We start from the raw sequence: 23,122 nt of genomic DNA, 5'->3' as shown, positions 1-23,122 counted from the left end.
CGGGATACGCTTCCGCTCCCGCCTTACCGGCCGAGGCGAATGGCCCGGGCGGATGCTCTAGCCCAGCCCCTTCCAGGGCTCCATGTCCTTGACCGCCCAATCTCCGCCCGAGGGGCGGCAGGCGGTGCCTTGCAGCTTGAGCGGCCGGGTCTGCGTCTGGACGCTGGCGATGAAGGCCCGGCAGATTTCGTCGGCGCGCAGGAACGGGCCGCCGACGGGCACGAAGGAGCCCTTGATGCCGGTTTGCGGATTGTCCCAGGAGACGGCGGCGCCATTGCCCTGCGGGTCGAGCGCGACCGACATGGCGCCATCCGCCCGGCGCAGATCCTCGGGGCCGAGCTCGCTGGCGAGGGTGCCCAGCCCGGCGGCCTTGTCCGGCCCCCGGCTCGGCAGGATGGCGGAGGTCGTCGCGACCTCGTCCTCGCTCTTGCTCGACAGGCCCAGGATCGGGAAGGACACCGAGCAGCCGGCGGCCAGCAGCCCCAACGCGACGGCAGCGACGCATGAGCGCATGGGCGCCACGCAGCGAGGAAGGCTTTGGAACGCCTCCGCCCCTGCCCTATATAAATCAGCCGCCCGAAACCGGATCACTTTGCGCTCGCCCAACGCCCACTTCCAATTGCTGAGGATTAGACTGTGCAACCGTTAACGAGCGGTGACTTCACCGAGGAAAACGAGCCTTTCGCGCTGTTTCAGAGCTGGTTGGACGAGGCGGTGAAGTCCGAGCCCAATGATCCGACCGGCATGGCGCTCTCCACCGTGGACAGCGATGGAATGCCCAACAGCCGCATGGTTCTGCTCAAGGGGCATGGGCCGGACGGCTTCGTGTTCTACACCAATACCGAGAGCCAGAAGGGCGAGGAACTACTCGGCCAGCCCAAGGCCGCGGCTCTCTTCCATTGGAAGAGCCTGCGCCGGCAGATCCGCATCCGCGGCACGGTCGCGCTCGTCACCGATGCCGAATCGGACGCCTATTTCCGGTCCCGCCCGCGCGACAGCCGAATCGGAGCCTGGGCCTCGCAGCAGTCGCGCCCGCTGGAGAGCCGCTTCGCACTGGAGAAGGCCGTCGCGAGCTATGCGCTCAAATTCGGCGTCGGCGAGATTCCGCGCCCGCCTTATTGGCGTGGCTTTCGCATCACCCCGGTCTATATCGAGTTCTGGCGCGACGGGGCCTTCCGCTTGCACGACCGCATCATCTTCCGCCGGGCCTCGCCATCCGAGCCCTGGACCAAGACGCGCTTCTACCCCTGAAGACACGCCTCTGCACTTGAGGACTCAAGACCCATGGCGATGCCGAAATTCGACTTTCCCCAGACTGAAGCGGGCAAGCGCCCGGTCATGCTGCTGACCGGCGCGAGCCGGGGCATCGGCCATGCCACCGTGATGCAGTTCGCCATGGCGGGCTGGCGCATCCTGTCCTGCTCGCGTCAGGCCTTTTCCGAGAAATGCCCCTGGCCGTCGGGGGCCGACGACCACATCCAGATCGATCTCGGCGATCCCGAGGACACGATGCGCGGCATCGCCGAGATCAAGAAGCGCCTCGCCGCCGAGGGCGGCAAGCTCAACGCGCTCGTCAACAATGCCGGCATCTCGCCGAAGGGGGCGAAGGGCGAGCGGCTGGGCGCCGCCACCACCTCCTTCAACGACTGGCACCAGGTCTTCCAGGTCAATTTCTTCGCGCCGATCATGCTGGCGCGCGGGCTCCTGGACGAATTGACTGCCGCGAAGGGGGCGATCGTGAACGTCACCTCGATCGCCGGATCGCGCGTCCACCCCTTCGCCGGCGCTGCCTACGCCACCTCCAAGGCCGCGCTCGCCAGCCTGACCCGCGAGATGGCCGCCGATTTCGGGCCGTTCGGGATCCGGGTGAACTCGATCTCGCCGGGCGAGATCGACACCGCCATCCTCTCGCCGGGCACGGAAAAGATCGTCGCGACCTTGCCGATGAAACGGCTCGGCAAGACAGAAGAGGTCGCCAAGGCGATCTACTTCCTCTGCACGGATGCATCGAGCTACGTCACCGGCTCGGAGTTGCACATCAATGGCGGGCAGCACGTTTGAGCTGGAGCCGCGCCCGATGACGGCGGGGGACGGCCAGGTCATCCGCTTCCCGGCGGTCGGCAAGGCGCCGGCGCGACCGGTTCTGGCCGCCTCCGTCGCGGTCTTCCGCGACGGCAAGGTGCTGCTGGCGACCCGCACCAAGCCTCCGGCCGACCGGCTCTGGTCCCTGCCCGGCGGCAAGGTCGAGGCCGGAGAGACGCTCGAGGAAGCAGCTTTGCGGGAGCTCGAGGAAGAGGTCGGTGTCACCGCCCGCATCCTCGGCTTCAACCGCCATGTCGAGATCTTCGGCCGCGATGCCAGGGGCGACGTCACGCATCATTTCGTCGTCGCCTCCTTCATCGGCGAATGGCTCTCCGGCGAGCCGCGTCCGGGGCCGGAGGCCGGCGCGGTGATGTGGGCCGATCCGCTGAGCCTCGGCGGTCTCGCCACCACGCGCGAGCTTGGCGAGGTGCTGCGCCGCGCCCACAAGCTGTTCACCGGGGGAGCCTCGGTGTGAGAGCGCTCGCCGCCGCGCTCGCCATGCTGCTCGCCGTCGCGCCCGTGGCGGCTCTCGCCCAGCAGCGCCCCGCCGCTCCGGCAGCAAAACCCGCACAGGGCGCGAAACCGGCCGAGCCCGTGCCGCCGGAGCCGGATGGTCCGCCCTACGAGCCGCAGCTCCTCCAGCTTGCCGAGATCATGGGCTCGCTCGCCTATCTGCGCACGCTCTGCGGCGGCAAGGAGGCTCAGGACTGGCGCGATCGCATGGCGGCCCTGATCGACGCCGAAGGCCGCACGCCGCAGCGGCGGGACCGCTTGACGGCCGCCTTCAACCGCGGCTTCAAGGCCTATTCGCTGACGCACCGGACCTGCACCGACGCCAGCCAGGAGGCCTCTTCCCGCCTCGCCGACCAGGGCCAGCAGCTCTCGCGGATGCTCGCGGGGCGCTATGGCGGATAGGCAACAGATGTTGCACGAATGCGATGTTCGGTGGAATTCTTGCGGTCGCGTTAACCTTTCCTAAACACCACGCTGGCGTGCCGCTCTGGCACGGCCTATGACGGGAACGTCATCAAACGTCGCGATCCGGGGCAGAACCGCCGCGATTCGCTCCAGCCAGAGGCAGCAGAGTCCCGTCTCGATGTCGATCCTTTCAGACGACCCGATGCTCGACCCGAACCTCCCCGAGGACCATGGCGACGCTCGCCGTGTTGCCTACGGTTATGTCGAGGACGCCTTTGCCGAAGGCCAGCAGGATGGGCTGGATTCCGACGCCATGGCCCACGCCGCGCTCTTCGCGGCCCTGCGCACCCTGGTCGAGACCTATGGCGAGGAGGCAACCGCCGTCTTCACCGAGGCTCTGCCCGAGAAGGTCCGCTGCGGCGCCTTCACCAGCGGCACGCGGCACTAACCAGCCGCCGCCCGCGCCTTCACGGCCCGCTCCGCCATCAGCGCCTGCTCCTTGACGTTACCAGTCAGCGCGACCGCCTGCTCGAAGGCCTCCGCCGCCTCCCGATGCCGGCCGAGCTTGGACAGAAGATCGCCGCGCACGCTCGGCAGCAGGTGATAGCGCTTGAGCGCGGGCTCCGCCGCCAGCGCCTCGACCAACTCCAGCCCCGCCGCCGGCCCCTCCGCCATGGCGACCGCGACAGCCCGGTTCAATTCCACGATCGGCGACGGCGCCACACGGGAGAGCACCGCATAGAGCGCCGCGATTCGCGCCCAGTCGGTCTCCTCGGCCGTACGGGCGCGGGCATGGCAGGCGGCGAGCGCGGCCTGCAGCAGATAGGGGCCGGGCGAAGCTCCCGCGAGCCGCTGTGCCTGCTCCAGCGCAGCAAGGCCGCGCCCGATCAGAAGCCGGTCCCAGCGGGCGCGGTTCTGGTCGAGCAGCAGGATCGGCTCGCCGTTCGGGCCGGTCCGCGCCCGCAGCCGCGAGGCCTGCAGCTCCATCAGCGCCACCAGCCCGTGAACCTCCGGCTCCTGCGGCGCCCGCGCCGCGATGATGCGCCCGAGCCTGAGCGCTTCCTCGCACAATGCCGGGCGCACCCAGTCGTCGCCGGACGTCGCGGCATAGCCCTCGTTGAAGATCAGGTAGACGACCTCCAGCACCGAGGCGAGGCGCTCGCCGAGCTCCGCCCCGGCCGGCACCTCATACGGCACTCTCGCATCGCTCAACGTCTTCTTGGCCCGCACGATGCGCTGCGCCATCGTCGGCTCCGGCACGAGGAAGGCGCGCGCGATCTCCTCGGTCGTCAGGCCGCCGATGAGCCGAAGCGTCAGCGCCACCCGCGACTCCTGCGACAGCACCGGATGGCAGGCTGTGAAAATCAGCCGGAGCAGATCGTCGCCGACCTCGTCATCCAGCGCCGCATCGAGATCGGGCATGGACGGGCCGTCGTCTTCGAGATCGCGGCCGAGCTCTTCCTGCTTGCGCCGCGCCATCGCCTCGCGACGGGCTGCATCGAGCGCGCGATGCTTGCCGACCTGCATCAGCCAGGCGGCGGGATTGCGGGGAACGCCCTCTTCCGGCCATTGCTTCAGCGCCGCGACCAGCGCGTCCTGCGCCAGCTCCTCGGCGCGGCCGATATCGCGCGTCAGCCGCACCAGGCCTGCGATCAGCCGGGGCGCCTCCATGCGCCAGACCGTCTCGACGGTGCGGTGTGTATCGCTTGCCGACATGGGAAGCGATACACACCATCAGCAGCCTGCGATGGCAAGCGGCGCGCTTCGCGTGCCGTTCAGCCCTTACCTTCGACTTCGCCCTTGAGGCGATCCCACTGCGCGGCGGTCTCCGGCGTGACGATCTCGCCGAAATCGGCCAGCTCGAACAAGGGCCGGATCTCGATTTCGGACGGGCCGGGCATCGGGTTGGGGCAGCGCTTGACCCAGGCGATCGCCTCCTCCAGCGAGGCGCATTCCCAGAGCCAGTAGCCGGCGACGAGCTCCTTGGTCTCGGCGAAGGGCCCGTCGACGACGGAGCGCTTGGCGCCGTCGAACTGGACGCGCGCGCCCTTCGAGCTGGGCTGCAGGCCGTCGCCGCCCTTCATGATGCCGGCTTTCACCAGCTCTTCGTTATAGGCCATCATCGCCTCGAGCAGCTCCTGGCTCGGCGGAGCGCCGGCTTCGCTGTCCTTCGTCGCCTTGACCATCACCATGAAACGCATCGGTTTTCTCCTTTGGAGGGACGGAGGCATCGCCTGCACCGTCCATTGAGTTGGATCTGGGATACCGGGCCGGCTCAGCCGGGGCGCTTCTCGAATTCGGCGCGCAGGTTATCCTTCCGTTCGCGCCGTTCCGGCGTCACCAACTCGCCGAAATCCTCCATCTCGAAGACGGGCCTGAGCTCGATTTCGGTGCCACCGTCGAAGGGCGCGCGCTTCAGCCACTCGACGGCCTCGTCGAACGACTTCACCTGCCAGAGCCAGAAGCCGGCCAGCAGCTCCTTGGTCTCCGCGAAGGGGCCGTCGGTGATCGCCCGCTCGCTGCCCGAGAAGCGCATGCGCAGCCCCTTGGAGGTCGGCTGCAGGCCTTCCGCGGCGAGCAGGATGCCGGCCTTGATCAGTTCCTCGTTGTAGGCGCCCATCTTCGCGAAGACGTCCGGGTCCGGCATCACGCCGGCTTCGCTGTCCTTGCTTGCCTTGACCAGAACCATCACACGCATCGGTCTTCTCCTTGGGTTTGGGAGAACCGGGCGGCTCCGGCGCGGACCGCCGAAACCCGTTCTCTGACTGCACGTCGAACGGGCGCGGCTCAAATCGACAGCGCCGGGAATCTTTTTTGATTTTTTTTTGCGGCGCCGCCCGCGTGCTCGTGCAGAGCCGAACGCGGGCGGCGCCGATCCGTTTCAGGCGCCGCGCGGCAGCGCCTCCAGGAAGCGGGCCGGCTCGCCTTGCGACGGCGTCGTCAATTCGCCCTCCCACATCACTTTCAGGCCACGCACATAGGTGCCGACGGGCCAGCCGGTGACGGTGACGCCGTCATAGGGCGTCCAACCGCATTTCGAGGCGATCCAGTCATTGGTGATGGTGTGCTTGCGCTTGAGGTCGACGATGGTGAAATCGGCGTCGTAGCCCACCGCGATACGGCCCTTCCCTTCCAGCCCGAAGATGCGCTGGGGCCCGGCGCTGCTGAGGTCGACGAAGCGCTCCAGCGAAAGCCTTCCGGCATTCACATGGTCGAGCATGATCGGCACCAGCGTCTGCACGCCCGGCATGCCGGAATGGCTCTCCGGATAGGGGTGGTGCTTTTCCTCATGCGTATGCGGCGCATGGTCCGAGCCGAGCACGTCGACGATACCCTGCTCGACGCCCCACCAGATTCCCTGGCGGTGATAGTCGTCGCGGATCGGCGGATTCATCTGGGCATAGTTGCCGAGCCGCTCGTAGCAGTCAGGCGCGACGAGGGTCAGGTGGTTCGGCAGCACCTCGACGGTCGCGACATCCTTGTGGTCCTTGAGGAAGACCATCTCCTCCGCCGTCGAGATATGCAGGATGTGGACTCGGGCGCCGGTCTGCCGCGCGATGCGCACCAGCCGCCTGGTGCAGGTCAGCGCCACTTCGGGCGAGCGCCAGACCGGGTGGCTCGACGGGTCGCCGGTGATGCGCAGCGGCATGCGCTCGCGCAGCATCGTCTCGTCCTCGGAGTGGAAGGCCGCGCGGCGGCGCGTGCGCTTCAGGATCTCGGCGACGCCCTGGTCGTCCTCGACCAACAGGTCGCCGGTCGAGGAGCCCATGAACACCTTGATGCCGGCCGCGCCCGGCAGCCTTTCGAGATCGGGCACATCGGCCGCGTTCTCATGCGTGCCGCCGACCCAGAAGGCGAAATCGCAATGCATGCGATGCCTGCCGCGCCTCACCTTGTCGGCCAGCGCCTCCGGCGTCGTCGTCTGGGGAATCGTGTTCGGCATCTCGAAGACGCAGGTCACGCCGCCAAGCGCAGCTGCGCGCGAGCCGGCCTCGAGATCTTCCTTGTGCTCGAGCCCGGGCTCGCGGAAATGCACCTGGCTGTCGATCACGCCCGGCAGGATGTGCAGGCCGTAGCAGTTCACGACCTCGCCGGCCGAGGCCTGGCTGAGATCGCCCAGCGCCATGATCTTGCCGCCGGTGATGCCGATGTCGCGCGTCACGCGGCCATCCTGATTGACCACCGTGCCGCCCTTGAGGATCACGTCGTAGGTCTGGGGCATGGCGGGTCTCCGGGAGGTTGAGCAAAGACGGGATGCAGCCTACCTATCGGCCAACGCGCCGTCCCGGAAGCCCAAACAGTTTTCGGGTGGCGACATCATCCCCATTCGGCTGACGAACCTCGACCCGACATCAGAACTGGACCGGCTGCCCATGTCCGCCACAAGATTGATCGATCGCGGCGTCATCCGCGTCAGCGGCGAGGATGCCCGCGACTTCCTCCAGAACATCGTGACCAACGAGATGGACGAGGTGACGCCGGAGCGGGCCGGCTATGGCGCGCTGCTGACACCGCAGGGCAAGATCCTCTGCGATTTCTTCGTCGTCGCGCTGCCGGCGGAAGATGGCGGCGGCTTCCTGCTCGATACGCCCCTGCTCCAGACCACCGATCTGATGAAACGCCTGAAGCTCTACAAGCTGCGCGCCAAGGTGGCGCTCGACGACCTGACCGAGTCCAGCGCCGTCCTCGCTTCCGCCGATGGTGCGCCGCTGCCGGCCGATGCCGGCTTCGTCTATGACGACCCGCGCCTGCCGGCGCTCGGCCAGCGCGCCATCGCGGATGCTGCCGGGATCGACAGCCTCGTCGATGCCGAGCCGGAGGCTTATCATGCCCGCCGCGTCGCGCTCGGCATGCCCGCAGGCGGGCGCGACTTCCCCTATGGCGACACCTTCCCGCACGAGGCCCTGCTCGACCAGCTCGGCGGCGTCTCTTTCAAGAAGGGCTGCTATATCGGCCAGGAGGTCGTCTCCCGCATGCAGCATCGCGGCACCGCCCGCACCCGCGTCGTGCCCATCGTCTTCGACGACGGCATCGCCACCGAAACCGGCGCCGAGGCGACAGCCGGCGGCAAGACGCTCGGCACCATCGGCTCGGGCGCGAACGGCAAGGCGCTCGCCCTGCTCCGGCTCGACCGGCTGGCCGATGCGCTCGCAGCCGGGCAGACGCCGCTCGGCGGCGGCCTCGCCTTCCATCTGGCGGAAAAGCCGGGCTTCATCGGCTTCCCCTTCCCCGGCGAGCCGGGCTTCGGAGCCGCCGCAGGAGCCGTCCTATGAGCCAGACAGCTCTCCTGAGCGAGGCAAGTGTCTCCAGCGAGGAACGCATCGCGATCGAGGGGCCGGACGGCAAATTCCGCTGCCGCTGGCCGGGCACCGATCCGCTCTACCTCGCCTATCACGACACCGAATGGGGCGTGCCGGAGTATGATTCCCGCGCGCTCTGGGAGAAGCTGATCCTCGACGGCTTCCAGGCCGGGCTGTCCTGGATCACGATCCTCAGGAAGCGCGACGCCTTCCGCGCCGGCTTCGCCGGTTTCGAGCCGGAGGCGGTCGCTCGCTTCACCGAGGCCGATGTCCAGCGCCTGCTCGCCAACCCCGGCATCATCCGCCATCGCGGCAAGATCGAGGGCACGATCAAGAGCGCGCAGGCCTATCTCAGGCTGAGCGAGCGCGAGCCCTTCGCCGACTTTCTCTGGAAGCATCTCGACGGCCGCGTCCTCCAGAACAGCTTCCGCACCCAGAACGAGGTGCCGACGCAGACGAAACTCTCCGAGGCGATCTCGAAGGAGCTGAAGAAAGCCGGCTTCACCTTCTGCGGCCCGACCATCGTCTACGCCTTCATGGAGGCCTGCGGGCTGGTCAACGACCACCTGACCGGCTGCTTCCGCTGGAGCGAATGCGCGGCGCTCGCGCGCGACAGCCGCCCCGCCGCCTGATGCCCCGCGCCCCCGAACAGCCGCGCGCCTGGCAGCGCATGCTCTCGGGCCGGAGGCTCGACCTGCTCGACCCCTCGCCGCTCGATGTCGAGATCGAGGACATCGCCCATGGCCTCGCCCGCGTCGCCCGCTGGAACGGCCAGACGCGCGGCGCCCATTCCTTCTCGGTCGCGCAGCATTGCCTGCTGGTCGAGGCGATCGCCGGCCATCTCAATCCCGACTGGAGCGACGCATGGCGAATGATGGCGCTGCTGCACGATGCGCCAGAATACGTCATCGGCGACATGATCTCGCCCTTCAAGGTGGTGATGGGCGACGCCTATAAGAGCGTGGAACTGCGTCTTCTGACGGCGATCCATCTGCGCTTCGGATTGCCCGCCGCGACGCCCGCTTTGCAGAAGCGCAGGACCAAGGAGGCCGATACCATCGCGGCCTTCTTCGAGGCGACGCAGCTCGCCGGCTTCGGCCGGCAGGAGGCGCTCAAGTTCTTCGGCCGGCCGCAGGCGCTGCCGCCCGCGGTTCTCGCCTGGCTCGAACCGCTCGACACCGAGACGGCGCAGGCGCGTTTCCTGGCGCGCTTCGGCGAGCTTACTGCGTCAGGCGGACCTGGCTGATCTCGCCTGCGATCGACTTGAAGATCGGACTGAGCTGGGAGGCGGCCGTCACTTCATAGTACATGGCCGGGTCCGAGGCGCAGTTGCGCAGCAGCGTCGCGTTCCCGTCCATGACGCGGATCGTGTAGACGGTGACCCCGGTCGCCTTGATATTGTTGCAGGCAAGTGTCGTCCGCGCATCGACGGCGGAACTGGAAGCGGAGCCGTTGCCGTCCCAGCGATTCTTCGTGTTGTCGCCGTCGGTCAGCAGGATCATGTACTTCTTGAGGCGCGGCGTCGAAGCCGGTTTGGCCTCCGTGAACGGATCGCTCGGGCTCAATGTTGCCATGCCCCAGATCGCGCCGATCGTGATGTTGGTCGCGCCGGTCGGCTGCATCGTGTTCACACGCGCCGTCAACGCCGACCAATCGCTGGTCAGCGGCAAGATCTTCGCCTGTGTCGAAGGTGAATAGGTGTCGCAGAAATCGGCCGGATACATCATGGAATTGTTCGGGGAGCCGTCACCATCGGTGACATCGTAGCTCTTGTCGCGATCCGTCACGCAGCCCTGCCAAGCCGCCTTGGTGATCGTCGTCGTCGTGCAGGTATAGGGCCAGTAGCTGCTGCACGTCGTCTGCGTCTGGTCCCAGCGCAGCCACGGCGCGGTCTTCAGGCTGGTGTCGAGAACGACGCGCGTCGAGAACGGGACGATCGAGATCCTGATCTGGTCCGTTTCCTGGGTGGCGTCCTTCATGATCTGGATCAAATCGAGCGACGCCTGCTTCAGCGCCGCCATCTTGCCGTTCGCGGACATCGAGCCGGTGTTGTCGAGCACGAGGGCAAGCTCGATGGTGTTCAACCCCCAGGTCGACTGGCTCGAGCTGGACACGGCGAGGTTGTCTGTCCCGAGGACCCGCGCAATGGTCGTCGGCACCTGCGCATTGGCCACGATTTTGACGGTGCGCGCCGTGCGGTCGATGCTCACCTGGGCATCGGTGAACTCGCTTTTCACGTCTGCAGGCAGGTTGTCCTTGAGCCAGGCATTGACCCGTGCGGTTAGCTGCGCATCGGTGAGCTTCTGCGCGTCGCGCGCCGCCATCAGGGCGGCGGAGTCGATCGCGGCGTTCAGCGACTGCCGGGCATTGCTGGCGCGCGAATAATCGACGGCCACGCCGACGACACCCATCAGCGGCACCAGGGCAAGCCCGAACAGCATCAGGATGTTGCCGCTCTGGTCCTTGCGGAACCGGCCTATCATGTCACGCAGGGAACCGAACTTGCTCATTATCCTCTCACCCCCGGCCGAATTGGCATATTCGACGGGGCGAGCCTTGGGCGCCGGAACTTACAAATTACTAAAACCGATTTGAGGAAGTCGGACCTATCTGCGCATTTTGAAGGAAAAGCCGATGCCGCTGTGTCATACGGCGCTAGCTCGCCCACAAAAAGCAACCCTGACGTGTATGACCCTCACCTCTCCCGGTATATGATATTATTTCCCTGTAGGAAAAAGTGATCGTCATTTTTTCTGGATTTCGAAATGACCCGTTTCGAGCCAGCATCGACCCAATGTTTCAGGAGGAATGCTGATGTCCGACATCCCCTCGCTCGATCTGCCGGCCGGCATCGTCGTCAAGGGTGCGCTCGCGCACCGCTTCGATGAAATTCTGACCCGCGATGCCCTCACTTTCGTCGCGGAGCTGCACCGGCGCTTCAACGAGACGCGCAAGCGCCTGCTCGCGCTCCGGGCCGAGCGCCAGAAGCGCTTCGACGCCGGCGAGACGCCGGACTTCCTGGCCGAAACCAAGCATATCCGCGAAGGCGACTGGACCGTCGCGCCGATCCCGGCCGACCTCCTCGATCGCCGCGTCGAGATCACCGGCCCGGTCGATCGCAAGATGATTGTCAACGCGCTGAATTCCGGCGCCAAGGTCTTCATGGCCGATTTCGAGGATGCCTCCTCGCCGGTCTGGGCCAATATGATCGAAGGCCAGATCAATCTGCGGGACCGCTGGGCGAACAGGATCGACTTTACCGATCCGACGAACGGCAAGGACTACAAGCTCAAGGACAAGCCGGCCGTCCTGATCATCCGCCCGCGCGGCTGGCACCTGCCGGAGCGCCATATCGAGATCGATGGCGAGGAAGCCTCGGGCTCCCTGGTCGATTTCGGGCTCTATGTCTTCCACAACGCCAAGGTGGCGCTGGCCGCCGGCTCCGGCCCCTATTTCTACCTGCCGAAGCTGGAGAGCCACCTCGAAGCCCGGCTCTGGAACGACGTCTTCGTCGCCGCCCAATCGGCGCTCGGCCTAAAGAACGGCACGATCAAGGCGACCGTCCTGATCGAGACCCTGCCCGCCGCCTTCGAGATGGACGAGATCCTCTACGAATTGCGCGAGCACATGGCCGGCCTCAATTGCGGCCGCTGGGACTACATCTTCTCCTTCATCAAGAAGCTCGCCCGCAACAAGGCCTATGTCCTGCCGGATCGTTCGCAGGTCGTGATGTCCAAGGCCTTCCTGCGCGCCTATTCGCTGCTGCTGATCAAGACCTGCCACAGGCGCGGCGCCTTCGCGATGGGCGGCATGGCTGCCCAGATCCCGGTCAAGAACAACCCGGAGGCCAATGCCGCCGCCTTCGCCAAGGTCAAGGCCGACAAGGAGCGCGAGGCCGGCGACGGCCATGACGGCACCTGGGTCGCCCACCCCGATCTCGTCCCGGTCGCCATGGAGATGTTCGACCGGCTGATGCCGCAGGCGAACCAACTCGGCAAGAAGCGCGACGACGTCTCGATCGGCGCCAAGGACCTGCTCGAAGTCCATCAGGGCACGCGTACCGAGGAAGGCTTCCGCGAGAACATCCGCGTCGGCGTGCAGTATATCGAGGCCTGGCTGCGCGGCCGCGGCGCGGTGCCGATCTACAACATGATGGAGGACGCTGCGACCGCCGAGATCAGCCGCGCCCAGATCTGGCAGTTCGTCCAGTACGGCGTCGAACTCGAAGGCGGGATCAAGGCCGATGCGGCGCTATTCAAGCGCTGCCTGCCCGAGGAGATGGAACGCGTGAAGGGCGAGCTCGGGCCTGAGAACTATGCCAAGGGCCGCTTCCCCGAGGCGATTGCGCTCTTCGAGACGCTGTCGCTGGCGCCGAACTTCGAGGACTTCCTCACCGTGCCGGCCTACGCCAAGCTCGCCTGACGGCCAGACTCGGATGATCGCAAAGAGGGCGCCGTCTTAGGACGGCGCCCTTGTCGTTTGAGTACCTCAGCCATGGTGCAGGGACCAGAGGACGCGGATGCCGATGACCGCCGCCATCAGGGCGATCGAAACGCAAAGATGCAGCACATCGGCCTTCCAGCCGCCGGCGGAGACGCGCCTTGTGCTTTGATAGACCGCCTCGCGGCGGCGACGGTAACTGCCGATCACGGACATGAGAGCCTCCTTCGAGAGCGGGGAGCCGTTGGCGCGGTGTCAGCGCCGCCCGGCCACCCCTGCGGCGGTGCGGCCGAGAGACTGCGCCGTCATGGTTTCCGGGAGCGGGCGCGGCAGGTCCTCGATCGCCTCGCGGACGAGTGGAACCAGCTCCGGCCGTGCGGGTGTCAACGGCGCCCGGTAAGCGGCTTCGATGCCCGGATGGAGCAGCGAGAGCGCGAGCTTGACGAGGATCGGATCGGGTTCTTTCGCCAGCAGGTCGAGCAGCGGGATGAGCCGCCGTTGCAGGATCTGCGCCTGGCCGTAGAACTCGGAGCGCGCCGCGTTCTCCAGCCGCGCCAGCCAATGCGGAGCGAGATTGCCGATGCTGGTGATGGCGCCGCAGCCTCCGGCGAGCAGATAGGCCGGAAGTGTTTCGGCCGCGCCGGTCAGGCGCATGAAACGGCGGTCGCGGATCCTGGCGATCCGGTCGCAGCGAATAAGATCGCCACGCCGCTCCAGGATGCCGACGATGTTCGCCGCCCCTTCGAGCCGCTCCAGCGTCTCGAGCGCGATCTCGACGCCGCAGCGATCCGGATCGTTGTCGAGGATGATCTCGAGCCCGGTCGCCTGCGCGACGGCCAGCGCATGGGCGGCAAGCCCGGCCCGGGTCGGCCGGCTGTAATAGGGCATGCGCAGCAGCAGGGCCGAGGCGCCAGCCTTCTCCGCCGCGACGACCGCCGCGACCGTATCGGCCGTGCCGTAAGTTCCGGCGGCCGCGATGACGGGAAAGTGCCGGCCCGCGATGCTGCGCGCTGCGGTCAGCAGCGACTGTTGCTCGCGGTCGGTCAGCGCGGAGATTTCACCGGTCGCGGTACCGACCACGATGCCGTCTGCGCCCTGTGCGATCTGCCAGGCGATCAGGCGCTCCAGCGCGCCGTAATCGATCGCCCCGCCGTCGAACGGCGTGACCAGCGCCGTGAACATGCCGTGAAGCCAGTGGTTCATGGCATGCCTCAGAGGAGACGCAGCCGTCTCGCCGTCATCCGGACGGCGCGTGGCCGATGGGCCGTCTCGGCCGCGGCATAGCGCAAGGCAGCGCTCCGATCGGCGAAAATGCCGCCGCCGCGGCCATGCGTCTCGATGGCGAGCCAATGCCCTTCGGCATCGCGGCCGATGAGGAAGGCGGGAGGATCGGCGAAACGCCTGTGATGGATCTGGTTCATAATCCTGGTTTCCGAACGGCCTTTGGGACCGCACGGAAAAGGATAGGGTCGCAGCCATAGCCGTTCGAGACGGACTCCGGTCCCGGAACATCAAGATCGCATAGGATTTCGCCGGAGCGCCTCACAGGGCGCTCCGGCGGCCGTTCAGCCCGCCTTCTTCGCCTGGAGCAGCAGCACCTCGATCTTGAAACTGCCATCGGGCTCGGTGTCGAAATAGTCGGTGATCGCCGAGGAGACGGAGGTCTGCAGCGCCCGGATCGCCTCGACCTGCAGCTTCGGCGTGTTCATCCGCTCGACCCAGGACTTGAACTCCAGCCGCATCCGGAAGCGCGTGGCGACTTCGGCCTGGAAGCCGGCGCGGGCGACCGCCGCCTCCCATTCGGCGCGGGTGTAGTTGCGGCCATGCGAGCAGTCGCGCAGGATCTCGATCGCCTGGAAATAGCTGTCGGCAAGCGGGTTCGACGGCGCGACCGTGTCCGACATCACCAACTCGCCACCGCTCTTCAGGACGCGCGCCGCCTCGCGCAGGCCAGCATCGACATCGCGCCAGTGATGGGCGCTGAAACGGCTTACCACCATGTCGAAGGAGCCGTCCGCGAAGGGCAGCTTTTCCGCCGGCCCCTGCTGCGTCACGATATTGCGCAAGCCCCGCTTGCCGGCCGCGTCGGCCACCACCTGCAACATCTCGGACGACAGGTCATAGGCCACGACCTCGCCGACGAAGGGCGCGATGTTGAACGAGGCATGCCCCCCGCCGCAGCCGAGATCGAGCACGCGCGCGCCGTCCCGCCCCTTCGCCAGCGCCGCCAGCGCATCGAGATCCGCGCTCTGCGCATGCACCGCGCTGTGCAGATAAGCCTCGGCGCGCGATCCGAACTGCGCGCCCACCAGGGCTTCGTGGCTGCCTTCCGACATCGTGTGATCTCCGTTCGATCGATGATGGCAGCCGGCTTAGCACGCACTTATAACTAGCTTCAGAGAGAAGTTTTAACTGGTATAAATTGCACCATGATAGCTGCGTCATGATATCCGGCCCCTCACCCGAGCAGCGCCGCGAGCTCGGCGATTTCGTGCGCACCCTGCGCGAGCGGCTGAAGCCGTCCGGCATCGGCCTGCCGGATGGCGGGCGGCGGCGCACCCCCGGCCTGCGCCGCGAGGAGGTGGCGCAGCTCTGCGGGCTGAGCGTGACCTGGTACACCTGGCTCGAACAGGGGCGGGAGATGGCGCTCTCGCCGCTGGCGCTGGCCCGTTTCGCCGGGGCGCTGCGTCTCGGCCGGGCCGAGCGAGCCTATCTCTTCGAGCTTGCCGGCCGGCGCGACCCCGAACAGGGCGACAGCGAAAGCCATGCCGTGCCGCCCGATGTCCTCGCCTGCGTCGGCCTGATCGCCGCCCCCGCCTATGTCCTCGATCGCGGCTGGACGGCGCTTGCCTGGAACGAGCCGGCCAGCCGCCTCTTTCGTGGCTGGCTGGACGACGACGCCGATCGGAACCTGCTGAACTTCATCTTCCTCGCCCCGGCCGCGCCGGCCCTTATCTGCGACTTCGAAAATCGGGCGCGCCGCGTCGTCGCGGAATTTCGCGCCGATGTCAGCGCCCATCTGAACGAGCCCTCGATCCGCAAGCGGATCGAGGAGTTGAGCGAGCGCAGCGAGGCCTTTGCGCGCTACTGGCGCGAACGCGTCGTGCTGGAGCGCGAAGGCGGCGAACGCACCTTCAACCATCCGGCGCAGGGCCGGCTGGCCTATCATCAGGTCAGCTTCACGGTCGCGAGCCAGCCGGAGCTGAAGCTGTCCATGCTCGTTCCGGCGGAAGGGACGACGGCCGACGCGCTTTGACATCGCCCCCCTCGGCGCGCTCAATCCCGCCCCCTGTTCGCCGGATTCGCCGCATGCGGTATCGCTTCTTGTCTCTCGCCACGGCTGCCTTGCTGGCTGCCTCATTCGCTCAGGCTGCGACGCTCGCACCGGAGCAGCGCTTCAAGACCGTCAGCGATTTTGCCGGGAAGAAGCCCGGAAAGGCCGCGCATGACGTCAGCGGCCTCGCCTGCATGCCTGTCGCCAACGGCGCCCAGCGCTGCCTGCTGATCAATGACGAAGGCGCCTTCGCCCAGTTCGCGGAGATCGCCGAGAACCGGATCACGCCGGGCGCCACCTTGCCGATTATCGGCGACGAAGCCTCGCCGGCCGTGCTGGGCACAGCCCCGCAGGGCATCTGCAAGAAGCCCGGCCGCTTCGGCGAGCTCGACGGCGAGGCCGTCACCTATGCCGATGGCGCCTTCTACATCGCGGGCTCGCATGGCTGCTCGCGCAAGAGTGGCGAGTTCCGGCTCTCGGCCTTCCATCTCGCGCGTCTTCGCGTCGACGCAACCGGTGCGCCGGCCGGGCAGGTCGAGCTGACCTATCGCCTGAGCGATGTCCTGCGCCGCGCGGGCGAGGCCGGCGCCTTTTTCGGCAAGAGCCTGATGGACGATAACGGCCTCAATGTCGAAGGCCTCGCGGCGCAGGGCGACACGCTCTGGGTCGGGCTTCGCGCACCCTCGCTCGGCGGGCGTGTCTTCCTGGTCGGAGCCTCGCTCAAGGAGCTGTTCGCGCCGGGCCATGCGCCGGCAACAGAGGCACCGCGCGTGGTTGCGCTGCCGGCCGGGCCGGATCGCGGCATCCGCGATCTCGCCCCCCTTCCCGGCGGGCGGCTGCTCGCGCTGATCGGGCCGGCGCAGGAGCAGCAACGGCCTTATGCCCTGCTGCTGGTCGACCCCGCCCGGCCCGATGCAGCCGCCGATCTCGGCGAGTTGCCGGAGCGGCGCAACGCGAAGGCCGAATCCCTGACGGTGCTCGCGCAGCAGGGCCGCAAGCTCGATGTCCTCATCGGCTATGACGGCCCGCGCAACGGCCATTTCGAATCCTACCACCTGCAACTGCCCTGAGAGATTGAAGCGAAGCCATGGATTTCATGCCCTGCCTGACCGAAGCCGTCGCACGCTATCGCAGCGAGGTCGCGGGCTCCCGCGAGCATCTCTCGCTGCTGCGCTGGCAGATCGAGCAAGGCCATGCCCTCGACCGGCGCGAGACCTTTCCCGGCCACGTCACCACCAGCGCCTTCGTGCTCTCTCCCGACCACGCCCGCATCCTGCTGATCGACCATGTCGTCATCGGCCGCTGGCTCCAGCCCGGCGGGCATTGGGAGGAGGCCGAGCACTTCCACCAATCGGCGGCGCGCGAGGCGGTCGAGGAGACCGGCGTGCAGGATTTGCAGCTCCACCCCTGGCATCGCGAGGCGGATGTCCCCTTCGCCATCGACAGCCATGACGTGCCGGGCAAGCCCGCTCGCGGCGAGCCGGACCATGTCCATCACGACCTGCAATATCTCTTCCTCGCCGACCCGGCCCGGCCGCTCGTCGCTCAGGTCGAGGAGGTGCATGCCGCCGCCTGGAAGCCGGTGGAGGAGCTGGCGGCGATCGCGCCGCGCGCGCTGGCCCGGATCGCGATGCTGGCCCTGCCCGGTTGATTGTTGCGGCGGCGCAACATGTAATATTATTACGAAAAGAGAGCCTCCCCTCTCTCGCTTCCCCGTCATCGGCGCGCCATAGTTTGGTCGAAAGCGATTATGCTATTGCGAATCAATCGCAATAGCATAAGGTCATTGCTCACCCCGCCGGAGCCGCCATGCCGACAGCCCTTCTTCTTCTGTTGCAACGCCGCAACAGCCGAACGGATTGCCGAAATACCTATGGCTCTTTTATCGCGGAAAGCGGGCCGCGAATGCATCATCACACCGATCCGAGTGACTGAGCACACTTTGCACGCACGGTGCCCCGCCCCTCCTCAACTGGAATGTCCGCGATGAAGCTGGCCTCAGCCCTCCTCTCCTCCCGCCTCGCCTTCGCGTTCCTCGGGGCCTGCGTCGCCACCGCAGGCGCTGCCGCCGACCTGCCCTCCCGCAAGGGCGCGCCCGCGGCACCTGCGCCGGTCGTCTCCCGCTGCACCGAGAGCGAGGGCATTCCGACCGACGCCTTCGGCTTCACCACCGGCTCCGACGTGGCCGATGTCGGCTCCTTCGGCCCCAGCCTGACCTATAATGGCGGCTTCGGCACCCGGGTCGGCACCTCCAACAGCCACGGCTTGACGCTGCAGGGCTCCTACGGCCTGTTCCCCTGCGCCGAGGTCGGCCCCTATGTCCTCGGCAATTTCACCGATGCTTCGGCTGGCGGCATCAGCGCCGATTCGCGCGGCTACGGCGCCGGCGTCGAGATGAAGTACCGCTTGCTCGGCCGCGACATGCACGGCATCGGCCTGACGCTGGTGATCGACCCGAGCGTTACCCGCACCGATCCCGACGGCATCGCCCGCAACTTCACCACCTACAATACCGGCATCCGCCTCTTCGCCGATAAGACGCTGATCCCGAACACGCTCTATGCGGCGGTGAACGTTTCGCAGGACCTGACCTGGACCGGCCCCTCGCCGTATGGCCGCTCCTCGACGCTGACGCTCGCCGGCTCGCTCGCCTGGCAGGTGCAAGACGGGCTTTATCTCAGCGGCGAGGTCCGCCACATGCGCAAGCACAACGAGCTCGGCTTCGACAAGGAGGCCGGTTACGCCACCTATGTCGGCCCCGGCGTGTTCTGGCAGGCGACGAAGCAGCTCGCCCTTTCGGCAGCCTACAACATCCAGGTCGCCGGCAAGGCCAAGGGCCAGCCCGGCGATCTCGACCTGACCAATTTCAGCCAGCATCTCGTCAAGGTGAAGCTGGGCTACAGCTTCTGACGATCCAATCGAGGCCTCAGCCCTCATCCTGAGGAGCCGCGAATGCGGCGTCTCGAAGGATGAAGGCTGGGTCATGATTTTGCGCAAAGCGAAGAGCGGTAGCGGCAACGCTGCCGCTCTTTTCGTTTCGGCCCGCTTCGCGCGTTGACATACTCCCCCTCAGTACCATAGCGTCGCGGCAACCGGAGCCGCGGTGCCCATGCCTCATACGCCTGAAGAGAAAAAGCGCGCCGTCACGCGGCTGCGCCGGATCAGGGGGCAGACCGATGCCCTGATCGCGGCCGTCGAGCGCGGCGAGGAATGCGGTGCGCTGTTGCAGCAGCTCGCAGCGCTCCGCGGCGCGGCGACCGGGCTGATGGCGGAGGTGCTCGAAAGCCATCTGCGCGAAACCATGCAAGCCGGCGCCGGCCCGGCCATCGGCTCCGCCGATGACGCGAACGAAGACGAGATCGCCGCCATCATGCGCGTGATCCGCCCCTATCTGAAATGAACAGCCTGAAAGAAGGAACCGCCCGATGAAGACCCGCGCCGCCGTCGCCTGGGAAGCCGGCAAGCCCCTCACCATCGAGACCATCGAGATCGGCGGCCCCAAGGCTGGCGAGGTTCTCGTCGAGGTGATGGCGACCGGCATCTGCCACACCGACGCCTATACGCTCTCGGGCCTGGATTCGGAGGGCAAGTTCCCGGCGATCCTCGGCCATGAGGGTGCCGGCATCGTGCGCGAGGTCGGCGCCGGCGTCACCACGCTCAAGGTCGGCGACCACGTCATCCCGCTCTACACGCCGGAATGCCGCAATTGTAAGTCCTGCCTGTCGCGGCGCACCAATCTCTGCACCTCGATCCGCTCCACCCAGGGGCAAGGCGTCATGCCGGACGGCACCTCGCGCTTTTCCTGCGATAGCGGCGAGATCTTCCACTACATGGGCTGCTCGACCTTCGCGAACTTCACGGTCCTGCCCGAGATCGCGCTCGCCAAGGTCCGCGAGGACGCCCCCTTCGACAAGATTTGCTATATCGGCTGCGGCGTGACGACCGGCATCGGCGCGGTGATCTACACGGCCAAGGTCTGGCCGGGCGCCAACGTCGTCGTCTTCGGGCTGGGCGGTATCGGCCTCAACGTCATCCAGGGCGCCCGCATGGTCGGCGCCGACAAGATCATCGGCGTCGACATCAATCCGGCCAAGCAGGAGATGGCGCGCAAGTTCGGCATGACCGACTTCATCAACCCGAAGGAGATCGGCAACGACAAGGTCGTGCAGGCGATCGTCGATCTCACCGGCGGCGGCGCCGATTTCTCCTTCGACGCCACCGGCAACACCAATGTGATGCGCCAGGCGCTGGAATGCTGCCATCGCGGCTGGGGCGAGTCGATCGTCATCGGCGTGGCCGAGGCCGGCAAGGAGATCGCGACGCGCCCCTTCCAGCTCGTCACCGGCCGCGTCTGGAAGGGCACGGCCTTCGGCGGCGCGCGCGGGCGCACCGATGTGCCCAAGATCGTCGACTGGTACATGGAGGGCAAGATCAACATCGACGACCTGATCACCCACAAGCTGAAGCTCGAGGAGATCAACCACGGCTTCGACCTGATGCATGAAGGCAAGTCGATCCGCAGCGTTGTGGTCTATTGAGGCGTCGTTTTGCCGCCTCATCTGTGAGGCAGTGAAGCATCCTCAGTCATTCCGGGGCAGCGCGAAGCGCTGAACCCGGAACCCGCGACGGGGCATGACGCTTGAACAAGCCGACTGGGCAAGGGCTCGCCCGGTCGTCGGTCCGGATTCGATCCTGACGGATCGCCCCGGAACGACAAAAGCGCGCGCCGCAAGAAAGGACCCCGCATGGAACTCCTCTCCGCCTCCAAGGCCTTCGGCGGCTCGCAGCGCGTCTATCGGCATGAGAGCACGGCCTGCGCCTGCCCGATGACCTTCGCGATCTACCTGCCGCATCAGGCGGAGGAAGGGCCGGTGCCGGTGCTGTGGTATCTTTCCGGCCTGACCTGCACCCACCAGAACGTCATGGACAAGGGCGAATACCGCGCGGCGGCTGCCGCCAACGGCATCGCCGTCATCTGCCCGGACACCAGCCCGCGCGGCGAGGACGTGCCGGACGAGCCGGGCAACTGGCAGTTCGGCTCGGGCGCGGGCTTCTACCTCGACGCCACCCAGGCCCCCTATGCCGCGAACTACCGCATGGAGAGCTATATCCGCGACGAGCTGCCGGAGCTGGTCGCCCGGAACTTCCCGCTCGACATGTCCCGTCAGGGCATTTTCGGCCATTCCATGGGCGGCCATGGCGCGATCACGCTCGCCCTCAAGAACCCGGAGCGCTACCGCTCCGTCTCCGCCTTCGCCCCGATCTCGCAGCCCTCGACCGCCGGCTGGTCGCGCCCGGCCCTCGAGAAATATCTCGGCCCCGACGAGGCCGGCTGGCGCGCCTACGACTCGACCCTGCTGATCGCGGACGGGCATCGCCTCAAGGAACTGCTCGTCGATCAGGGCGGCGCCGACGGCTTCCTCGAGGAGGGCCTGCGCCCGCAATTGCTCGAGATCGCCTGCGCCACCGCCGGCATCCCGCTGCAGCTCACGCTGCGGGAGGGTTACGATCACTCCTACAACTTCGTCTCCACCTTCATGGCCCAGCACATCGCCTGGCACGCCGAGCGCCTCTTCGCCTGAACGGCCTGAGGGAACGGCCGTCCCCGCATCGCGTTGAAGCTGTCACAGCCTCAACACGGCTCGGGGGGCCATCATGGCAAAGAGATCCAAGCGCCGCCTGCCGCAGAGCGACCGCTCGTTCTTCACGCGCCTCTCTCAGCGCGTCGCCCACTGGTCCGGCAAGCCGCAGACGTTCTTCGGCGCGGCGATCATCATCGTGATCTGGGCCCTGTCGGGGCCGTTCTTCGGCTACAACGACACCTGGCAGCTGGTCATCAACACCTCGACGACCATCGTCACCTTCCTGATGGTCTTCATCATCCAGAACAGCCAGAACCGCGACACCGCCGCCATGCAGATCAAGCTCGACGAGCTGATCCTGAAGCTGGAGGGCGCGCGCGAGGAGCTGCTCGATCTCGAAGAGCTCGACGAGGAGAAGATCGAACACTTCCGCTCGGAATTCGAGGCGATGGCGGCAAAGGCACGCCAAACCCTGCAAAAGGTCGCGACCGAGGACAAAGCGCCCCCTTCAACCAAAAAGTAAGGTTAGCCGTTAGGGTTAAGTCTCGTTTAAGAAATCGCTGGCATGGTCCTGCGCAACGGTAACTGCGCGGGACTGCGTCCTTGTCCTTGCGCGCAACGCGAAGGATCCTGCCATGGGCAGCCTGAAATCCATTGCGCTTGGGGGCGCCCTGGCCCTCAGCGCCGCTGCGGCAGCCCATGCCGCCGATTTCCTGCCTCCCCCGCCCCCGATGGAGCCGCCGGTGCTCAAGGGCACGATCTCAAGCGGCATCTATCTGCGCGGCGATGTCGGCGTCGGCGTTCAGAGCGTCAGCAAGTACCATCAGGACGATGTCGCCGAGTTCGGCGGCAGCTTCTTCGGCAAGAGCGACAACTCCACCTTCTTCGCCGGCCTCGGCATCGGCTACCGCTTCAACAACTGGCTGCGCTTCGACGTCACCGGCGAGTATCGCGGCGCCGGCCAGATCGGGGTGAACGACATCGTCTTCAACCCCTTCAACAACGGCAACCAGACCAACACCTACAAGGGCAACCTGACCTCCCTGGTCACGCTGTTCAACGGCTACTTCGATCTCGGCACCTGGAATTGCCTGACACCCTATATCGGCGCCGGTATCGGCTTCACGCAGAACCGCATTGCGGGACTGACCGATCAGGGCGCGTTGTTCGGCAACTTCGTCGGTCCGACGCTGGGCTATGCCAACACCGGCACCAAGACCAATGTCGCCTGGGCGCTCATGGCCGGCGTCGGCTACGAGGTGAACAAGAACCTCACCCTCGAACTGGGCTATCGCTACCTCAATCTCGGCGACGCCCAGTCGGGCCGCCTCATCAACGCCTTCACGGGCCAGATCCAGGGCCCGCTCAAGGCCAAGGACATCGACAGCCACGATTTCCGCATCGGCATGCGCTGGAACTTCGGCGACCCGAATTGCTGCGGCACACCCGAGCCCGCGCCGGTCGCCTACATGCCGCCGCCGACGGTGCGCAAATACTGAGGCTCACGGCCTTCCGACAAGCGAACG

General features: G+C 66.8%; 28 protein-coding genes. 18 read left to right on the top strand and 10 right to left on the bottom strand.

Annotated features, from left to right (window positions below; genetic code table 11):
* Positions 1-57 precede the first annotated feature (57 nt).
* Positions 58-513, bottom strand: a complete 456-nt coding sequence (locus IED13_RS23955; RefSeq protein ID WP_112764455.1) for an RT0821/Lpp0805 family surface protein — start codon at positions 511-513, stop codon at positions 58-60.
* Positions 514-636: 123 nt separating this feature from the next.
* On the opposite strand from IED13_RS23955, the gene pdxH reads away from it, so the two are divergent.
* The 5 genes from pdxH (at position 637) to IED13_RS23930 (ending at position 3,448) form a co-directional block, all read left to right on the top strand.
* On the top strand, positions 637-1,251 hold the full coding sequence (gene pdxH, locus IED13_RS23950) for a pyridoxamine 5'-phosphate oxidase (protein WP_113253706.1): 615 nt from the start codon (positions 637-639) through the stop codon (positions 1,249-1,251).
* A 33-nt stretch (positions 1,252-1,284) separates the two neighbouring features.
* The gene (locus tag IED13_RS23945) at positions 1,285-2,061 is read left to right on the top strand and encodes an SDR family NAD(P)-dependent oxidoreductase (RefSeq protein WP_248312745.1); all 777 of its coding nucleotides are present in this window, start codon (positions 1,285-1,287) and stop codon (positions 2,059-2,061) included.
* Positions 2,062-2,077: 16 nt separating this feature from the next.
* A complete protein-coding gene (locus IED13_RS23940) occupies positions 2,078-2,557 on the top strand; it encodes an NUDIX hydrolase (RefSeq protein ID WP_191125682.1) in 480 nt (159 codons plus the stop codon).
* Positions 2,554-2,997 carry a TIGR02301 family protein gene (locus IED13_RS23935; protein ID WP_260368426.1) on the top strand — a complete coding sequence of 148 codons (444 nt, stop codon included), beginning with the start codon at positions 2,554-2,556 and terminating at the stop codon, positions 2,995-2,997. Before IED13_RS23940 ends, IED13_RS23935 begins: the two co-directional genes overlap by 4 nt.
* Positions 2,998-3,178: 181 nt before the next feature.
* Positions 3,179-3,448, top strand: coding sequence for a hypothetical protein (locus IED13_RS23930; RefSeq protein WP_370954497.1), 270 nt, complete (start codon positions 3,179-3,181; stop codon positions 3,446-3,448).
* On the opposite strand, the gene IED13_RS23925 is transcribed toward IED13_RS23930, so the two are convergent.
* The 4 genes from IED13_RS23925 to IED13_RS23910 all read right to left on the bottom strand — a co-directional run bounded on the left by IED13_RS23925 (position 3,445) and on the right by IED13_RS23910 (position 7,222).
* A complete protein-coding gene (locus IED13_RS23925; protein WP_191125681.1) occupies positions 3,445-4,716 on the bottom strand; it encodes an RNA polymerase sigma factor in 1,272 nt (423 codons plus the stop codon). The two genes, IED13_RS23930 and IED13_RS23925, sit on opposite strands and share 4 nt — an antisense overlap.
* A gap of 59 nt (positions 4,717-4,775) precedes the next feature.
* Positions 4,776-5,201 carry a YciI family protein gene (locus IED13_RS23920; protein ID WP_038359572.1) on the bottom strand — a complete coding sequence of 142 codons (426 nt, stop codon included), beginning with the start codon at positions 5,199-5,201 and terminating at the stop codon, positions 4,776-4,778.
* Between the two features lie 74 nt (positions 5,202-5,275).
* Complete coding sequence (locus IED13_RS23915; RefSeq protein ID WP_191125680.1) at positions 5,276-5,698, bottom strand: YciI family protein; 423 nt, start codon at positions 5,696-5,698, stop codon at positions 5,276-5,278.
* A 183-nt stretch (positions 5,699-5,881) separates the two neighbouring features.
* The gene (locus IED13_RS23910; RefSeq protein ID WP_191125679.1) at positions 5,882-7,222 is read right to left on the bottom strand and encodes a dihydroorotase; all 1,341 of its coding nucleotides are present in this window, start codon (positions 7,220-7,222) and stop codon (positions 5,882-5,884) included.
* 151 nt (positions 7,223-7,373) lie between these two features.
* On the opposite strand from IED13_RS23910, the gene ygfZ reads away from it, so the two are divergent.
* From ygfZ to IED13_RS23895, 3 genes are read left to right on the top strand one after another with little or no spacing between them, the layout of a single operon-like run.
* Positions 7,374-8,273 (top strand): CAF17-like 4Fe-4S cluster assembly/insertion protein YgfZ, encoded by a 900-nt coding sequence (ygfZ, locus tag IED13_RS23905; protein WP_191125678.1) that lies wholly within the window; start codon positions 7,374-7,376, stop codon positions 8,271-8,273.
* The gene (locus tag IED13_RS23900) at positions 8,270-8,932 is read left to right on the top strand and encodes a DNA-3-methyladenine glycosylase I (RefSeq protein ID WP_191125677.1); all 663 of its coding nucleotides are present in this window, start codon (positions 8,270-8,272) and stop codon (positions 8,930-8,932) included. Before ygfZ ends, IED13_RS23900 begins: the two co-directional genes overlap by 4 nt.
* The gene (locus IED13_RS23895) at positions 8,932-9,546 is read left to right on the top strand and encodes a YfbR-like 5'-deoxynucleotidase (protein WP_191125676.1); all 615 of its coding nucleotides are present in this window, start codon (positions 8,932-8,934) and stop codon (positions 9,544-9,546) included. The genes IED13_RS23900 and IED13_RS23895 overlap by 1 nt, the downstream gene beginning before the upstream one ends.
* Here IED13_RS23895 and IED13_RS23890 read toward each other — a convergent pair.
* Positions 9,521-10,810: a vWA domain-containing protein gene (locus tag IED13_RS23890; protein WP_191125675.1), complete on the bottom strand. Its 1,290-nt coding sequence runs from the start codon at positions 10,808-10,810 to the stop codon at positions 9,521-9,523. The two genes, IED13_RS23895 and IED13_RS23890, sit on opposite strands and share 26 nt — an antisense overlap.
* A 304-nt stretch (positions 10,811-11,114) precedes the next feature.
* Here IED13_RS23890 and aceB point away from each other — a divergent pair, with 304 nt between their 5' ends.
* Entirely contained in the window at positions 11,115-12,722 is a 1,608-nt protein-coding gene (gene aceB, locus IED13_RS23885; RefSeq protein WP_191125674.1) for a malate synthase A, read from the top strand.
* 66 nt (positions 12,723-12,788) lie between these two features.
* Here aceB and IED13_RS23880 read toward each other — a convergent pair whose 3' ends face one another.
* The 4 genes from IED13_RS23880 to IED13_RS23865 form a co-directional block, all read right to left on the bottom strand.
* On the bottom strand, positions 12,789-12,956 hold the full coding sequence (locus IED13_RS23880; protein WP_156115885.1) for a hypothetical protein: 168 nt from the start codon (positions 12,954-12,956) through the stop codon (positions 12,789-12,791).
* 39 nt (positions 12,957-12,995) lie between these two features.
* Positions 12,996-13,943, bottom strand: a complete 948-nt coding sequence (locus IED13_RS23875) for a dihydrodipicolinate synthase family protein (protein ID WP_191125673.1) — start codon at positions 13,941-13,943, stop codon at positions 12,996-12,998.
* Between the two features lie 8 nt (positions 13,944-13,951).
* Positions 13,952-14,161, bottom strand: a complete 210-nt coding sequence (locus tag IED13_RS23870; protein WP_112764464.1) for a hypothetical protein — start codon at positions 14,159-14,161, stop codon at positions 13,952-13,954.
* Positions 14,162-14,305: 144 nt separating this feature from the next.
* Positions 14,306-15,076: a class I SAM-dependent methyltransferase gene (locus IED13_RS23865; protein WP_191125672.1), complete on the bottom strand. Its 771-nt coding sequence runs from the start codon at positions 15,074-15,076 to the stop codon at positions 14,306-14,308.
* A 107-nt stretch (positions 15,077-15,183) separates the two neighbouring features.
* On the opposite strand from IED13_RS23865, the gene IED13_RS23860 reads away from it, so the two are divergent.
* From IED13_RS23860 to IED13_RS23820, 9 genes are all read left to right on the top strand, one after another.
* Positions 15,184-15,996, top strand: coding sequence for a helix-turn-helix transcriptional regulator (locus IED13_RS23860; protein WP_191125671.1), 813 nt, complete (start codon positions 15,184-15,186; stop codon positions 15,994-15,996).
* Between the two features lie 53 nt (positions 15,997-16,049).
* Positions 16,050-17,084 (top strand): DUF3616 domain-containing protein, encoded by a 1,035-nt coding sequence (locus IED13_RS23855; protein WP_191125670.1) that lies wholly within the window; start codon positions 16,050-16,052, stop codon positions 17,082-17,084.
* A 17-nt stretch (positions 17,085-17,101) separates the two neighbouring features.
* Positions 17,102-17,665, top strand: a complete 564-nt coding sequence (locus IED13_RS23850; protein WP_051987573.1) for an NUDIX hydrolase — start codon at positions 17,102-17,104, stop codon at positions 17,663-17,665.
* 335 nt (positions 17,666-18,000) lie between these two features.
* Positions 18,001-18,924, top strand: coding sequence for a hypothetical protein (locus IED13_RS23845; RefSeq protein WP_191125669.1), 924 nt, complete (start codon positions 18,001-18,003; stop codon positions 18,922-18,924).
* A 199-nt stretch (positions 18,925-19,123) separates the two neighbouring features.
* Positions 19,124-19,414, top strand: coding sequence for a metal-sensing transcriptional repressor (locus IED13_RS23840; RefSeq protein ID WP_038359595.1), 291 nt, complete (start codon positions 19,124-19,126; stop codon positions 19,412-19,414).
* Between the two features lie 25 nt (positions 19,415-19,439).
* Positions 19,440-20,552, top strand: a complete 1,113-nt coding sequence (locus tag IED13_RS23835; RefSeq protein WP_038359596.1) for an S-(hydroxymethyl)glutathione dehydrogenase/class III alcohol dehydrogenase — start codon at positions 19,440-19,442, stop codon at positions 20,550-20,552.
* 207 nt (positions 20,553-20,759) lie between these two features.
* Positions 20,760-21,596 (top strand): S-formylglutathione hydrolase, encoded by an 837-nt coding sequence (gene fghA, locus IED13_RS23830; RefSeq protein ID WP_191125668.1) that lies wholly within the window; start codon positions 20,760-20,762, stop codon positions 21,594-21,596.
* Positions 21,597-21,669: 73 nt separating this feature from the next.
* Positions 21,670-22,119, top strand: coding sequence for a low affinity iron permease family protein (locus IED13_RS23825; RefSeq protein WP_191125667.1), 450 nt, complete (start codon positions 21,670-21,672; stop codon positions 22,117-22,119).
* Between the two features lie 112 nt (positions 22,120-22,231).
* A complete protein-coding gene (locus IED13_RS23820; protein WP_038359600.1) occupies positions 22,232-23,095 on the top strand; it encodes an outer membrane protein in 864 nt (287 codons plus the stop codon).
* Positions 23,096-23,122 lie beyond the last annotated feature (27 nt).

Source organism: Allobosea spartocytisi (genome assembly GCF_014764685.1).
In the GTDB taxonomy this organism is placed as follows: Bacteria; Pseudomonadota; Alphaproteobacteria; order Rhizobiales; family Beijerinckiaceae; genus Allobosea; species Allobosea spartocytisi.
The sequence above is the reverse complement of the archived record's forward strand: the minus strand, read 5'-3'. Positions and strand labels throughout refer to the sequence as shown.